This window comes from Pseudoalteromonas sp. ND6B (genome assembly GCF_000764215.1).
GTDB classification, from domain to species: Bacteria; Pseudomonadota; Gammaproteobacteria; order Enterobacterales; family Alteromonadaceae; genus Pseudoalteromonas; species Pseudoalteromonas tetraodonis.
The window spans coordinates 1-14079 of record NZ_JQFL01000020.1; the positions used below are offsets into that span (position 1 = coordinate 1).

The 14079-nt window shown below is 39.2% G+C and carries 15 protein-coding genes and 1 other RNA gene; 12 read left to right on the top strand and 4 right to left on the bottom strand.

Translation table 11 applies throughout. The features are described from left to right. Window positions 1–714 (top strand): IS256 family transposase (locus tag ND6B_RS13790; RefSeq protein WP_033102931.1); only part of this gene is annotated, 714 nt, incomplete at its 5' end. A 55-nt stretch (window positions 715–769) separates the two neighbouring features. Here ND6B_RS13790 and ND6B_RS13785 read toward each other — a convergent pair. Beyond that, window positions 770–1135: a hypothetical protein gene (locus ND6B_RS13785; protein ID WP_013465487.1), complete on the bottom strand. Its 366-nt coding sequence runs from the start codon at window positions 1133–1135 to the stop codon at window positions 770–772. 48 nt (window positions 1136–1183) lie between these two features. Between ND6B_RS13785 and ND6B_RS13780 the strand changes: the two genes are divergently transcribed. Next, window positions 1184–1729 carry a GNAT family N-acetyltransferase gene (locus ND6B_RS13780; RefSeq protein ID WP_028834019.1) on the top strand — a complete coding sequence of 182 codons (546 nt, stop codon included), beginning with the start codon at window positions 1184–1186 and terminating at the stop codon, window positions 1727–1729. A gap of 111 nt (window positions 1730–1840) precedes the next feature. Further along, a complete protein-coding gene (gene ggt / locus ND6B_RS13775) occupies window positions 1841–3505 on the top strand; it encodes a gamma-glutamyltransferase (protein WP_033102934.1) in 1665 nt (554 codons plus the stop codon). 77 nt (window positions 3506–3582) lie between these two features. Here ggt and ND6B_RS13770 read toward each other — a convergent pair whose 3' ends face one another. Beyond that, window positions 3583–4785, bottom strand: coding sequence for an aromatic amino acid transport family protein (locus ND6B_RS13770; RefSeq protein WP_081844651.1), 1203 nt, complete (start codon window positions 4783–4785; stop codon window positions 3583–3585). 568 nt (window positions 4786–5353) lie between these two features. Further along, window positions 5354–6232: a flagellar protein MotY gene (locus ND6B_RS13765; protein WP_033102935.1), complete on the bottom strand. Its 879-nt coding sequence runs from the start codon at window positions 6230–6232 to the stop codon at window positions 5354–5356. A gap of 205 nt (window positions 6233–6437) precedes the next feature. On the opposite strand from ND6B_RS13765, the gene rnt reads away from it, so the two are divergent. Beyond that, the gene (gene rnt / locus ND6B_RS13760; RefSeq protein WP_010388028.1) at window positions 6438–7112 is read left to right on the top strand and encodes a ribonuclease T; all 675 of its coding nucleotides are present in this window, start codon (window positions 6438–6440) and stop codon (window positions 7110–7112) included. A 62-nt stretch (window positions 7113–7174) separates the two neighbouring features. On the opposite strand, the gene ND6B_RS13755 is transcribed toward rnt, so the two are convergent. Next, window positions 7175–8800, bottom strand: coding sequence for a DUF342 domain-containing protein (locus tag ND6B_RS13755; protein ID WP_033102936.1), 1626 nt, complete (start codon window positions 8798–8800; stop codon window positions 7175–7177). 249 nt (window positions 8801–9049) lie between these two features. On the opposite strand from ND6B_RS13755, the gene ssrA reads away from it, so the two are divergent. The 8 genes from ssrA to ND6B_RS20480 all read left to right on the top strand — a co-directional run bounded on the left by ssrA (window position 9050) and on the right by ND6B_RS20480 (window position 13949). Continuing rightward, window positions 9050–9406, top strand: a transfer-messenger RNA (tmRNA) gene (gene ssrA, locus ND6B_RS19865). A gap of 199 nt (window positions 9407–9605) precedes the next feature. Beyond that, the gene (locus ND6B_RS13750; RefSeq protein ID WP_318249053.1) at window positions 9606–10835 is read left to right on the top strand and encodes an integrase domain-containing protein; all 1230 of its coding nucleotides are present in this window, start codon (window positions 9606–9608) and stop codon (window positions 10833–10835) included. Further along, a complete protein-coding gene (locus ND6B_RS13745) occupies window positions 10828–11877 on the top strand; it encodes a hypothetical protein (protein ID WP_033102938.1) in 1050 nt (349 codons plus the stop codon). Before ND6B_RS13750 ends, ND6B_RS13745 begins: the two co-directional genes overlap by 8 nt. Before the next feature lie 178 nt (window positions 11878–12055). After that, window positions 12056–12265 (top strand): helix-turn-helix transcriptional regulator, encoded by a 210-nt coding sequence (locus tag ND6B_RS13740; protein WP_033102939.1) that lies wholly within the window; start codon window positions 12056–12058, stop codon window positions 12263–12265. Continuing rightward, entirely contained in the window at window positions 12262–12474 is a 213-nt protein-coding gene (locus ND6B_RS13735; RefSeq protein WP_033102940.1) for a hypothetical protein, read from the top strand. The genes ND6B_RS13740 and ND6B_RS13735 overlap by 4 nt, the downstream gene beginning before the upstream one ends. Before the next feature lie 138 nt (window positions 12475–12612). Then, window positions 12613–13233 carry a YagK/YfjJ domain-containing protein gene (locus ND6B_RS0119060; protein WP_051686715.1) on the top strand — a complete coding sequence of 207 codons (621 nt, stop codon included), beginning with the start codon at window positions 12613–12615 and terminating at the stop codon, window positions 13231–13233. After that, window positions 13234–13488, top strand: coding sequence for a hypothetical protein (locus ND6B_RS13730; protein ID WP_033102941.1), 255 nt, complete (start codon window positions 13234–13236; stop codon window positions 13486–13488). Window positions 13489–13826: 338 nt separating this feature from the next. After that, window positions 13827–13949: a hypothetical protein gene (locus ND6B_RS20480; RefSeq protein WP_268746937.1), complete on the top strand. Its 123-nt coding sequence runs from the start codon at window positions 13827–13829 to the stop codon at window positions 13947–13949. Window positions 13950–14079: the final 130 nt, after the last annotated feature.

Consider the following 14079-nt stretch of genomic DNA (forward strand, 5'->3'; position numbering starts at 1 on the left):
ATTCATTATAAGATTAAAGAAAATGGGCGCTACGTGAGTAAGGCTATTTATACCGTACTAGGTGTCAATATCGAGGGCCGCAAAGAGTTACTTGGTTTATATATCTCTGAAAGTGAAGGGGCTAACTATTGGCTATCAGTATTAACAGATTTACATAATCGTGGTGTATCCGATATTTTAATTGCCTGTGTTGATGGACTAAAAGGCTTCCCTGAAGCAATAGCAACAATCTATCCTGACGCCGAAGTGCAGGAGTGCGTTATTCATCAAATTCGTAATTCGATGAAGTATGTTGCTTCAAAGCACCAAAAAGAGTTTATGGCTGACTTGAAACCCGTTTATAAGGCAGCCACTAAAGATGCAGCAGAAGCCGCTCTCGCCGAATTAGATGCCAAATGGGGCAAGTTATACCCTATCGTTATCGAGTCTTGGCGTCGTAAGTGGGGCAATCTGTCGGTTTACTTCAAGTATCCAGATTACGTGCGTAAAGCTATTTATACCACAAATGCAATTGAAGCTGTACATCGCCAGTTTAGACGACTCACCAAGACTAAGGGAGCATTCCCTAATGAAAACAGCTTGATGAAATTATTGTATGCAGGCATATTGAATGCCTCGAAGAAATGGACAATGCCAATCCATAATTGGAATCTGACATTGTCGCAATTGGCCATCCACTTCGAAGGTAGGTTAGATGGTGTGCTAGATATTTAGCAACTTAGGCTGACACAGAATTCTGAACGCCCTCTTTTTTTATGGTTAAAAATAATTAACCTTCTTTATGTTCTTTACGTGCCTGCTCAATTTCTGCGGCAATTTCACGTGCTTTTTGCTTGGTTTTTTCAGTTAGCTCGCCAGCCGCTTCTTTGCTTTTAATCCATGCATCAACAGCTACTTCTTTGCCGTCGTCGTACATGTCTAAGCCCATTTCTTTACTCTCTTCAAGTAGCTCATTTAATGATTCATCATTTTTAAGCTCATTGGTTTTTTCCTTTACTTCATTCCAAGTTTCATCAAGCTTTTCTTTCACTTGAGCGCTTGTTTCTTTTGCATCTTGTTTTACTTCGTTGGCATCTTCACAGCCAGTTAACGTAATTAAAGTGCCTAATAAAGCTAAACCTGCTAATTTCTTCATTTACTATCTCCTTTAGAGAAAATTATATTCAGGGGTAACTATACAACAATGAAAATGAACATAGCTGTAACAACACGATTAAGTTTTAAATTAATGGACGAACATGATTGGCCGCAATTATACGAGCTCGATCAAGACCCAGCCGTTATGCAGTATTTAACACAAGGTAAACCCACTTCGCTTGAAGAGATAAAAACAGTCAGTATTCCTAGAATGCTTGCTTATCGTAACGAGCAACAAGGGTGGGGGTTATGGCAAGTAACCTTGCGTGAAAGCAATACCTTTATAGGATGGGTGCTTGTTCGGCCGATGGGCTTTTTTTCAGATACGCCTGATTTTAGTGATATTGAAGTGGGCTGGCGGTTTAAGCAAGCGAGTTGGGGCAAAGGGTATGCTATTGAAGCGGCAGGCGCTATTTGTTCAGAGCTTGAAAAACAACGCCAAGTAAAGGCAATTAGCGCTACAGCACTGACCTCAAATGTTGGCTCAATTAATGTTATGAAAAAACTCGGTATGCAGCTTAAACATTATTATATTCATACAGAGGATGGCTCAAATTTAACAGCCGTACTTTATTCAAAGTCATGTGGATAATCTAATAACAATCCTAAGCTCTTTAAATGTGGCGTATAAATATTGACCTAGTGTTTGTTACTGTGCATTAATGTTTGCCATCAATGTATAAAAATAACCTAAGGATATGGGATGGGATCACTTTTTTCACCACGCAAGCTAATTATTAGCAGTGTCTTAATAATACAAGTAGGCTTTTTTAATGTAGCGGCTAAACAAAGTGCGGTGGCGATGCCCGACACATTTAGTGCCCACGCTGCAAAAGCCGTGTTAGAGCAAGGCGGCAACGCGGTTGATGCAGCCATTGCAGCACAGTTTGTATTGGCCGTTACGCTTCCCGAGGCGGGTAATATTGGCGGCGGTGGGTTTATGCTTATTCATAAGGATGGGCAAGGTGATTTTATAGATTACCGTGAAACTGCACCGAACGCCGCGCATCGTGATATGTATTTAGACGCGCAAGGGCAAGTAATTGAAAATAAATCTATTTACGGCATACACGCTAGTGGCGTGCCTGGCAGTGTCGCAGGAATGTGGTTAGCCCATAAAAAGCATGGTACGTTACCGTGGAAAGCGTTAGTGCAACCTGCGGTAACATTAGCAGAGCAGGGCTTTGTAGTGCCTGAAAAGTTGGCTCAGCTGATTGAGGACTATATAGCGCATCTAAATAATAAAAACATTAAAGTAAATTTTGCCAGTTATTTTGCAAGCGCTACATCAGGTAAGCTTTTTAAACAACCTGAGCTAGCTGCCACACTCAAACGCATTCGCGATAATGGCCAAGATGGCTTTTATCAAGGTGAAACCGCAACGATCATCGCAAACTTTATGAAGCAACATGGCGGTATTATTACTCAAGACGATTTAAAAAATTACCGCGCAAAGTCTCGTACTCCTATAAAAGCTAACTGGAACGGCTATCAAGTGCTTACTTCACCGCCACCAAGTTCAGGCGGCATTGCTATATTGCAATGGCTGAAAATGTATGAGCTTAAAAAACCAACGCCTGCACAACAACATAATTCAGTAGGGTATGTGCATTTATTGGCTGAAATAGGTAAGCGAGTATTTGCCGATAGAGCAGAGTACTTAGGCGATCCTGATTTTTATCAAGTACCTACAGCAAAACTACTTGCAGAAAATTATCTTAAAAACCGTAGTAGCAGTATAGATTTAAAGGCTATTTCAACCACCGAAAACATTAAACCCGGTTTAAAAGAAAGCGAGCAAACCACTCACTTTTCCATTGTCGATAACATGGGTAACGCTGTAGCTAATACCACCACCATTAATTTAGGCTTTGGTAGTGGTGTGGTGGTAGAAGGCGCAGGCTTTATTTTAAACGATGAAATGGATGACTTTAGCGCTAAACCCGGGGTTATGAATGTATTTGGTGCCATTGGCGGCAAAGCAAATGAAATTCAGCCGCATAAACGTATGCTCAGCTCTATGACCCCCACTATTTTACTCAGTAATAATCATGTGAAAATAGTAACAGGGTCGCCAGGTGGCACTACTATTATTAGCTCGGTGTATCAATCGATACTCAACGCGATTGAATTTAATATGAGCGCCGATGATGTGGTAAATAGCCCGCGTTTTCATCATCAGTTATGGCCAAAAAATGTGATCAGAGCACATGCCGGCTTGGAGCCATCAGTAAAACAACAGCTAATAAAAATGGGTTACACAGTGGACGAACGCCACTTTGGTGATATGCATGTGATTATTAATCATAATGGCAAATTAGATGCGGCGTCAGAGCAAAGCGGTAGAGGAAAAGCAATCGTGTTTTAACATTAGCGTTTGCATGGCAATCCCCCCAAACTCTTGTTTGGGGGGATTGCCAATAGAGTATTACTTATTATTGGGTATTAACCTATTGCAGGTATTAGCCCTGCCATTTGCAGGCATTGCGCACTAATAATTGAAATACCACACAAAGCGGCTATGGCCAAACCAATATTACCACTGCGTACTTTATAACCGCTTTTTTCAACGCCTTGACGCTGCTTGTACACCATACTCACCGGCAAAAATACAGCCAATATCACCAATGCAATAGCGGCATAACCTAATGCCATAATAAACCCTTGCGGATAAAATAAGGCAAAGCCAAGAGGAGGAACAAAAGTAATAAATGCGGTTTTTATTCTATCTGCGCCCGTATCTGCTTTTTTGAATGTGTCGGCAAAAAAGTCAAACAACCCCAAGCTTACCCCTAAAAATGACGTTGCTAGAGCTAAGTCGGCAAAGAGTTTTACCGCAGTAGAAACATTGGCGTTATTGGCAATATTGGCCACACTGGCTACAAACCCAGTTAATCCTTCGCTTTGTAGTAATTGATCTTGGCTCATTATGCCTTGGCTTAATACTTGCCAAAATACATAAATAACCAGCGGTAAAGAGGCGCCTGCAATCATAACTTTGCGCAAGGTTTTTATGTCAAGTCCGACATATTTAACAATAGAAGGGATAGAGCCATGAAAGCCAAAAGAGGTAAATACCACAGGAATGGCCGATAATATTAGTCCTTGCTCAACAGGCATTTCCAATAAGTGTTGGCCATGTACATAAGGTGTTAACATATAAAACAAGCTAGCTAAAACCACTATTTTTATACTAAACAGCACTCGATTGAGCTTATCAACTTTACTAGTGCCCAAAGTCACCACGCTTGCAATCAATACGGCTAAAATAACGGAGCCTAATTGAGGAGCAATACTTAAGTTAAAACCAGTGTTTATACGTTCTTGTAGCTGGGCTCCGCCACCGGCTATGTAAGCAGCGCACAGTGCATAAAATAAAAATATCATCGAAAAGTTAGCCACATACTGGCCACGTTTACCAAGCCAAAGCTTAGCAAGTGTATTTAAAGTGGCATCGCGAGGGGCATATTGGTGCAGCTCCAACATAAGCAAAGCGGTGTAGGTCATTAGTAACCAACACCCTACAATTAACACCATTGCCGTATTAAACCCGAGCCCCGCAGAGGCGATTGGTAGGGCAAGCATACCCGCACCTATGGTGGTTCCTGCAACAATTAACATGCTACCTATTGTTTTATTTTTAAGCACTTAATGATCCTGATCAAACGTGAGAGACACGCAAGATATAACTAGTTGTGTAAAACTTAAATAGTTTTGTCATAAAAGAGACAAAATAAAATGTAATCTTCTATTTACAACTGTATTAAAAAAGCCAAAATCATCAAAAAAAGGAAATTTAACTTATTAGGGTCTGTTGACCTTTGCGGATTAATATTTGTTCAAACTAGGGGCAATTTAATCGCGGCGCGAGGTTTGTAACCTAGTGGGCTAAGTAAAAACCGAGCAACAAAGAGTTAATTGCCCCTAGGCAGAACCCTTCGGGCAGCGCCTGTTTGGCATTAATGCTGCGTTATCGCCTATTTATGGGGAATAACCACACCACATAAGCTCTGCCTTGCCTAAATACCAAACAGACTGCGGCAAATTTAACCTTGAAAGATCAACAGACCCTAATATAAATGAAAAAATAAAAAGCTAAATGTTAATAATTAAAAGGGAGGTTGTTTGCTATGTATAAAATAGGTATCACAAAAATGGTATGTATTGACCGAAAGCGTTATCCATTACACCGTCGGTCGAAATGGAATACGACAATTTACATTTTAGCGATTTGAATCACTAAGCGGCGGTTTTTATCACGGCCTAAAATATTGTCATTAGTATCTACAAAGCGTTTTTCACCAAAGCCTTCAGTAACCACTTTAGCTTCATCAACGCCTAAGTCAACCATGTAATCTTTAATCTCCTTAGCACGCTTTCTTGATAAATCGAGATTATTCCAACGACCGCCATAACTATCGGTGTACGATGCAATACTAATTGATTCTATACTCGGGTCGTTTTTTAAATACTCAGCAATTTTATCAAGGCGTTGTTGCGATGACTTAGTTAATTTACTGCTATTAGATTCATAATTCATTATAGTGAACGAAATATCTTCAAAATTGTATGGCAGCAATTCGTCTCGGCATTGTAAAAACGCCCAATACGCTTGCTTAAAATTAACATTAGACATACCCACGGCAATTTTATCGGCACTATTTTGCCAGTCCTGGTAGTAAAAAGTAGGTTGGTTCCCTTTTTCAAGCTCAGTCAGCATTTCCCATGCTGTTTTATTACCTAATTCACCATCAAACTTTTTAAGTAATTTCATATCAGCAATATCACGGGCAGGGCGGCCTGCTCGCCAGCTAGGTGGTACCGCTTTTAAACCGGCAATCGCGTAATTTTCTGGGCGCACCACCATGTCTAGATTAAAAGTGAGATCTTTATTTTTACTTGCTGATGCTTTAAAAACAGCTTCACCATAGTAGGGAACTTCATGATTTAATTGGCATTGCAAGCGAGTTGTTTTAACCAAGTTCCAGTTTGAATTATCTTGGTTAGCCGTGTACTGGCGCATTGCTGCAGTTGTATTCAAACTATACAGCACACTACTAATGCCTAGGCTAATAAATAACAACTTACACTTCATCGAGAATTCTCCAGTTATCTAGCTCTGCCAAAAAAGTGACAAAAACCGTAAAATATTACGCAACAGCAAATAATTCAGCGCAAACGCTAATTACTAAGCAAGTAACATGCCTATAGTTTAACTGTAATTAATCAATAAATCCCCTAGCCGACAGGCCACCAATTTTGACATAATAGACAGCTAATCCCTATAAACCAAGAATACTATGGCAAATACTGAGCAAACACTTTTCGCACAACGCTTTCGTGGCTTTTTTCCAGTGGTTATTGATGTTGAAACCGCCGGTTTTAACAAAGAAACCGACGCATTACTAGAAATTGCAGCATCCGTTTTAAAAATGGATGACGAAGGACTGCTTAGTATCGATCATACCGTTCATTTTCATGTGCAACCGTTTGAGGGGGCAAACATTGAGCAAGCTGCCATTGAGTTTAATGGGATTGAGCCTTTTTCAGCACTGAGAGGAGCAGTCCCAGAAGAAGAGGCGATTAAAGAAATTTGTAAAGTAGTGCGCAAAGCGCAAAAAGCCGCAGGGTGCCAGCGCTCTGTGGTGGTTGCTCATAATGCCGCTTTTGATCACGGCTTTTTAAATGCGGCTATTGAGCGTAATAATATCAAGCGCACACCATTTCATCCGTTTGTTAGTTTTGATACCACATCACTTGCTGGTTTGGCATTAGGGCAAACGGTACTAGCTAAAGCGTGTCGCGCGGCAGGAATAGAGTTCGATAATAAACAAGCACACTCTGCGTTATACGATACAGAACGTACTGCTGAACTGTACTGTTTAATTGTTAATCGTTGGCAGCAACTAGGTGGTTGGCCACTTGCTGTAGACGAAACACAACAGAGCGAAGACGAAGCTAGCAACCAAGATTAGAAAATCAGCTCATAATAGTGAATACTTACTTTTTTGGGCTGAGCCAGTCTTAATATGCGTTATTAAAACGATTGCGTTATTTTACCTTCACTGTGAGTGATTAAATGTGGTGGATAATTACGCGAAAAGCTAATTGATTCTCGTGCAATTTTAAGCTCTACCCCAGGGTGCATAAGCTCATTAACTTTTAAGCGACTGAGCGCTAAAAGCTGCGCCATTTTCTTTCTTAGTAACTGCTTTTGCTGATTGATGCTGGCGCTTCGGTTTGCTATGTGTTCTTCATTCGTTGTTATTTTATTCAAAAACTGCTGACGCTGTGCGCTTGCAACTTGTTTATTAATTCGCTGGCGCGCTTGCTGTAGTTCAATTGACTTACCGATTAAAACTTTTTCAAAGTCAGTGATTTGCGCTTGTTTTTGTTTTAGCACATACCATCGCTGTGCGATGCAAACACGGGTTTTAGTTCCTGCTGGTGCGCCTAACTCGCCTGTTTCAATGCGCATTGCATCGAGAATATGGCCACCAATAATTTTCCCTTTAGGATCTTTTGTATTGCCCACCCTAATTAGATTTCCGGCACTCAAGTCACAATGTAATGATTGGCGATCTATTAGTAAGTTTTGATCCGTTTTTATGTCACAGTATTGAGAGTAACCAAGCGCAACGGTTCGTTTAGCTAAAATAGAACAGGTAAATGGCTCATCGGCTTCTCGCTTTCTGCCAATTGCACCCTTTACTATTGTGATGGCGCTATCACTTTTGAGCTGCGCCGATTCAACAAAGCCTAAAACAGTAATATCGCCGCTGGCGGTCACTCGCATGCCATCTTTTATATCACCACTGACTATAATACTGCCATCAAATTCAACATGACCAGTAGTGGGATCAATATTATGAAAACATAAAACATCATCAACACGCATACCACGGGGAAGGGCAACCGGTACGCCAGTACAGTCGGCAATTAATAAGTTGGGGTTGTCAGGCGCAATTTTAGTGCCGTCAAAAGGTTGTAATTTATGTTCTTTGCCAGGGGTTGCAGTTAGTACATCACCAAACACAGTAAACCCATCAACCCCCGATGTTGCTGGAATGCGCCGCATTAATTCACAACCAGGTTTTACAGTAATAATATCACCTAGGTTTCTCATATCGACTTTACCACCGCCTTTAGCTTGTGGGCTAAGTACGCGGTCTTGCGCTGTGCAGCAAAGACGTACAAATTTGGCATCGTTACCCACTTTAGGTGCACGACCAAAAGCGACTTCGGCGTAATGCGTACTTCCTGGGGGTTGTTCGAACTGTTGCGCCAATAACTGTTCTAATGCATGAGAGCTAATGCCTTTTACAACCCCTGCTTGTGAGAACTCTTCAATCGCTTGTTCCATGCTAAGCAATTTACCGCCCTTGGCAGTAATAAGGGTAGCTTCAACGAGCATATTCTTTTCATCAATGTTAATGGTTAGCTTTGCATCAATGGCTTGAGCAATTACTAAAGAGGGGGCTTCTTCGGCGTTATTTTGAGCAAACAGTTTACCAATATTGCTAACAATAACCTCACACTCGCAATATTCTGACTGGCCAATTAATTCAATAAGCTGTGTTGCTGTTGAGGCTAAACCTGAGACATTAGGGTGGGAGAGCAAAGAGATATACCCCGTTTGCTCATCAAAAGAAAAAACCGACATTTATAAATCCTCTAGGTAATATGCCTGTTATTATTTTTTATATTGTATTAGACCAAGGTCTAGCCTTGCATTTGAGCATAAAGCACCATCATTGTTAAGTAATTGTTTCTTAATTGTTCAATATCTTACATTTACATGTGTGTTTGATGCATGATTAACCAACAAATAAAATAAAACGCCTAAGGTGTTGAGTATTCGTAGGTTACTCGGTTATACTGCTTGTACGCTCTGAATGAGTAACCTTATTCAGGGGCTGATTAGGATTCGACGGAATTCAAGAAGCCCGAGGTGCATGTCGAGGTGCGGTTTGCCTCGTAAAAAAGCCGCAATTTAAAGTAATCGCAAACGACGATAACTACTCTCTAGCAGCTTAGGCTGGCTAGCGCTCCTTCCATGTATTCTTGTGGACTGGATTTTGGAGTGTCACCCTAACACCTGATCGCGACGGAAACCCTGGCCGGGGTTGAAGCGTTAAAACTAAGCGGCCTCGCCTTTATCTACCGTGTTTGTCCGGGATTTAAAGGTTAATTAAATGACAATACTAAACATGTAGTACCGACGGTCGAGGCTTTTCGGACGGGGGTTCAAATCCCCCCAGCTCCACCAATTCTCTGTTCGATAACATCCGAACAGATACAGGAAACCCGCTAACCACATAGGTTAGCGGGTTTTTTATTGCCTGTAATATCCCAAGATGTTTACCTACATCCAGTATTTTTAGTACCATGGTTAGTACCATAGCACTTAGTTGTGAAGATTCTATGGTACTAAAACTCAGAAAGCCTTGAATCCACTGGGCTAGAACATGGTATACATAAAAGAAATGGCCAGAACTGTAAAACCCCTCAACGATACGCAAATTAAGCAAGCTAAGCCTAAGGAAAAGGAATATTCACTTTCAGATGGCAATGGTCTTCAATTATCTATAAGGCCAAATGGTACTAAAAGTTGGATATTTAAGTACTACAAACCATTCACTAAAAAAAGAACAAACCTTTCTTTTGGACAATACCCTCAAATTACGCTCGCGGCAGCTAGAACAAAAAGAGAAGAGGCGCGTGGACACCTTGCAAATGAAGTCGACCCTAAAGAGTATAAAGAGCAGCAATTTTTACAAGAAACACAATCACGCTTAAATACATTAGAGAAAGTCGCACTGGACTGGTTTGAGCTTAAAAAGACCACAGTTTCATCTAATTATGCAGAAGATGTGTGGAATTCACTTGAAAGGCATATATTCCCAACCTTAGGTCAACGTCCTCTAAATAGTCTTACTGCAAAACTTGCTATCGATACAATTAAGCCTATTGTAGCCAAAGGTGCGCTTGAAACAGTTAAAAGGTTATGCCAACGATTAAATGAGATCATGGTTTATGCGGTTAATACGGGAGTAGTAGAGCATAACTCATTGGCGGGTATTAAAGCTGCTTTTCAAACCCCAATAAAAAAACCTATGGCTACCATAGGGAGTGAAAGATTACCGGAATTTATGGAAGCTCTTTCAAGGGCAAGTATTAAGTTTACAACTCGCTGCTTAATTGAATGGCAGCTGCATACAATGGTGAGGCCAAGTGAAGCTGCAATGGCTGAGTGGTCTGAAATTGATTTTGAAAATAAGTTATGGATATTACCTGCTGAAAAAATGAAGATGTCTAAAAGCCATAAAGTACCTTTAACATCAAGTACGCTACGCATACTCGAATTAATGAAGCCAGTTAGTGGTCATCGTGATTATATTTTCCCAGCCGACAGAGAGCCAAGAAACCATACAAACCCTCAAACGGCTAATGCTGCAATCAAACGTATGGGCTTTAAAGGTGAGCTAGTTGCTCATGGTTTGAGATCGCTTGCTAGTACAATACTAAATGAGACTAAACAATTTGATTCAGAGTTAATAGAAGTTGCATTGGCTCACCAAGAGAAAAACGAAATTAGGGCTGCATACAATCGTGCTGAGTATGTTGAAAACCGAAGGGAAATAATGAGCTGGTGGAGCAACTACATAAATGCGGCAAAGGTAGCAGCAAATGTTTGATAAATTAACTCAATTTAATGCTATCAATTTTGAATCTCCAAACCTATTAATTAAAAATGAGGATTTTGATAGCTCTGAATCATTGTTAGACCTGATCGATAGAATTCAAGCTAACTTTAACGCTCTTAAAAACAATACATTAATAACACAATTTGATGAACTCCACTTACTGGGGATTACCCAAACTGAGGCTGAGAGTAGAATTAGTGAGTTATATAAATCAATAAAAGATAAAAATGATTTAAAACCTACTGAGTTAATTGCACTGGGGGAGTTAATCGGTGAGTTAAATGCACTTAATCGGTATGCAAAAAGTTTGATGTATCATCAAAAAATCTTAGAAAAAGGAAAAAGGCTTGGCAACATAAATAGTTTAAAAACATTAGCCTACCTTCGAACTGTAAATGAGTTTCACAGGATGTTGATGAAGAAAGAGGTATATAAAAATTTTGATGATTGGTCTGTTATTTCTGCGATAGACCTCTTTCTAAGAAAGAATCTTAAGCCTGAATACTTAATATCGGAACACAAATCAACACAAAAAATAGCAAAATATCTCAACATTAAATTGAAGAGAGGTAAAAGAAGTGCTGAGCAGGAAAAGTACCGAGATGAGATCTTATCCTATTTTAATCAAAATTTTTCTGCTGAAGATTGTATTGATTTGAATCAATCATATGAAAATATAGAGAACCAGAAAATCAAAGAGGACGCTTTTATAGAAGAAAAAGGCATCCTTAATTATGCCTTAACTGTAGCTGAGAAAGTGGTGAAAACAAAAGAGTTTAAAGTGTTAAAGGCTAATGTCAGCATAGATGTATTAGTCAAAAGGCTTGTTAAAGAATTAACTAAAAAATTTGGAGTATCGTCTTTTTCTATGGAGGATGAGGCTGTATATACTAGTAACCTTCGCTCTAAAATCCCACATATGGAACCTTATTATTTCAAATACAACATAAAGCCTAGAAAGTTATATTCTATTCATGAAAGTAAGTTAGATGAAATAGTATTTAAAGTATTTAAAAACACTCCTTTCAAATAGTATAAATATCTTCAGGTTGCTCATCATTTTACGTGCAGCTTTAAATGGAGCTTTTATATAGGAGCTCCATTTTTAGAGTTGTTTTCAATATTTATAATCCTTCCCGTACTTAAGCGAACGTTATGGTTCGCTTCAACAATTAATGGGACATTGATCCTTAAATAACAGGAATAACATTATGAATTTGAATGCTCTATTAACAGACAATAAAAGAATTCTTCGTATTGGTGATGTACAAATTTTAACAGGCTTACCTCGTACTACCATCTATAACTTACAGGCTAAAGGCGAGTTTCCTCAAAGTATCAAACTTGTACAAAGTGGAAGGTCTATGGGCTGGCAATATAGCGATGTTATCAATTGGATTGATTCAAAGGTACAGGCGTGAAGTTTTTAAATAAGCGAGAAATCAAAATCGCAGATGAAGAGATTTTTATTTCAAAAGTAGCGGTACAAAACTACTTTGGTATTTCGTCTTATCTATTAGGCCAGTTGGTGATGGGTGGGGCACTTTCAGAGCCTGTTAAGTTAGCACCAAAGGTCACTGGATGGCCATTAAATGAGGTTAAGCGAATTAGTCTTAATGGGATGGTTTAGGACGTAAAGGAATGTTATTTAAATGAAACAACCCTTTTATGTAGCCGTTATTTACTTACGAGAACAGTAATGGCGTGGCTAAGAGGATTGTTGCAGTGCAGGTATTTGATAATATTTAGGAAAGATTTAGGAAAAGCGATGGCATCACAGTTAGTCGAAAATTTAAAAGAAAAATATGGTGTAGAAATTTATTATCATAAAGCATCTGAAGAGTCTTATGTGGCTTTTGAAATAATGAATTTTACAGATGGTTATTATAATGAAATTGTAGTCTCGACAATTAAGCAGTTAGACACCATGCTATGTTACTTTTCTAAAGTATTGGTATTGAGGCTAGATTTAAGGCTTAAAAGCTACAGTGCTAATAATAAGGTGATGTCGCAGTTTAGTAGTTGTATGTTGCAAAAAATAAAAAAAATATACGGTAAAGTTGCTTACATATGGGTTAGGGAAAAAGCCAAAGCATCCCAGCAACACTATCATATAGCCTACTTTTTGAATGGCCATAAAATAGCGTATCCGAGCAAATTGATCGATTTACTCAAGGTAATTTGGGAAAGGGTATCAGGTGGGGGCTCACTATCCGCTATTAAAAACTGCTTTTACCAGCTGTCTACAAATCAAGAAGATTTTTATGAAACCTTCAAAGAGGTTCTTTACAGACTTAGCTACCTTGCAAAGTGTTACTCCAAAAGGCGAGTCTCACAATCAGTAAAAAATTATTCTTCAAGTAGACTTGAATATAATGAGGGCTGCTAAATGACTAGAGGCGGTAAAAGAAAAGGCGCAGGGGCACCAAAGGGCAACAAAAATGCTTTTAAGCATGGTGGCAGAGCTAAGGTAATGCATGGAGTACCGTTAGATAAAGAGTTATCTGATTTTGAATATAAAGCCTTATGCTTAGTACAATTAGAAACGCTCAAAAAGCTCAATAAAGATAACGATTACGAGTCCAGACTTCTAATTAATAATCACTTTAATAGATATAAAGGTGCTTTGTCATTCGAGTTTTAGGCAAAAGGGTAGGTTTTACACACATAAAAGTATCTATAGCATTGTGAATCAGAAATTTTTAAAGTAATCGATCAAGCTACCAAACAATCAAACAGTAAACATAAAAACAGTTTAAATCCCTTTTATAACAGTGGGTTGGTGTTTTTGTGTTTTGAGTTAATTTAAAAGTTAAAAGGTGATCGCTTAAAAATGGCGATCACTAATATAGTTGATCACTCTAGTACATTTACCAAGGGCAAAATCTAAGTTAGTTTGCTTAGATAAATAGCATAACTTTATATAGTATCCTTATATACATTAATGGATTAGCCTCACTCCTAGGCTGTAAAGAAATACTTGTGTCACTCCCTGATTACCAATCATTTATGACCCCATTACTTGCATGTTTAGCCGACGGTAAGGCCGTTAAACTGCGTGATATTGACGCCGATGTTTATCAAGCACTTGTGCTCAATAACTGAAGTTTCGCACTCCGAGCGATAAGCAAACCTATGCCTATCAGTGTTTGGGTGGGCTAAAACCAACGTAGTTCTATCTGGCTTAATGGACCAGCTTATAGAGCTTTTTGTAAACAATAGCCAATTCTGAAGT

What these genes read in the sequence shown, in the direction of transcription:
- ND6B_RS13785 (WP_013465487.1), bottom strand. Translation starts at nt 1,135, where the DNA reads ATGAAGAAATTAGCAGGTTTAGCTTTATTAGGCACTTTAATTACGTTA.
- ND6B_RS13780 (WP_028834019.1), top strand. Translation starts at nt 1,184, where the DNA reads ATGAAAATGAACATAGCTGTAACAACACGATTAAGTTTTAAATTAATG.
- ggt (WP_033102934.1), top strand. Translation starts at nt 1,841, where the DNA reads ATGGGATCACTTTTTTCACCACGCAAGCTAATTATTAGCAGTGTCTTA.
- ND6B_RS13765 (WP_033102935.1), bottom strand. Translation starts at nt 6,232, where the DNA reads ATGAAGTGTAAGTTGTTATTTATTAGCCTAGGCATTAGTAGTGTGCTG.
- rnt (WP_010388028.1), top strand. Translation starts at nt 6,438, where the DNA reads ATGGCAAATACTGAGCAAACACTTTTCGCACAACGCTTTCGTGGCTTT.
- ND6B_RS13755 (WP_033102936.1), bottom strand. Translation starts at nt 8,800, where the DNA reads ATGTCGGTTTTTTCTTTTGATGAGCAAACGGGGTATATCTCTTTGCTC.
- ND6B_RS13750 (WP_318249053.1), top strand. Translation starts at nt 9,606, where the DNA reads ATGGTATACATAAAAGAAATGGCCAGAACTGTAAAACCCCTCAACGAT.
- ND6B_RS13745 (WP_033102938.1), top strand. Translation starts at nt 10,828, where the DNA reads ATGTTTGATAAATTAACTCAATTTAATGCTATCAATTTTGAATCTCCA.
- ND6B_RS13740 (WP_033102939.1), top strand. Translation starts at nt 12,056, where the DNA reads ATGAATTTGAATGCTCTATTAACAGACAATAAAAGAATTCTTCGTATT.
- ND6B_RS0119060 (WP_051686715.1), top strand. Translation starts at nt 12,613, where the DNA reads ATGGCATCACAGTTAGTCGAAAATTTAAAAGAAAAATATGGTGTAGAA.
- ND6B_RS13730 (WP_033102941.1), top strand. Translation starts at nt 13,234, where the DNA reads ATGACTAGAGGCGGTAAAAGAAAAGGCGCAGGGGCACCAAAGGGCAAC.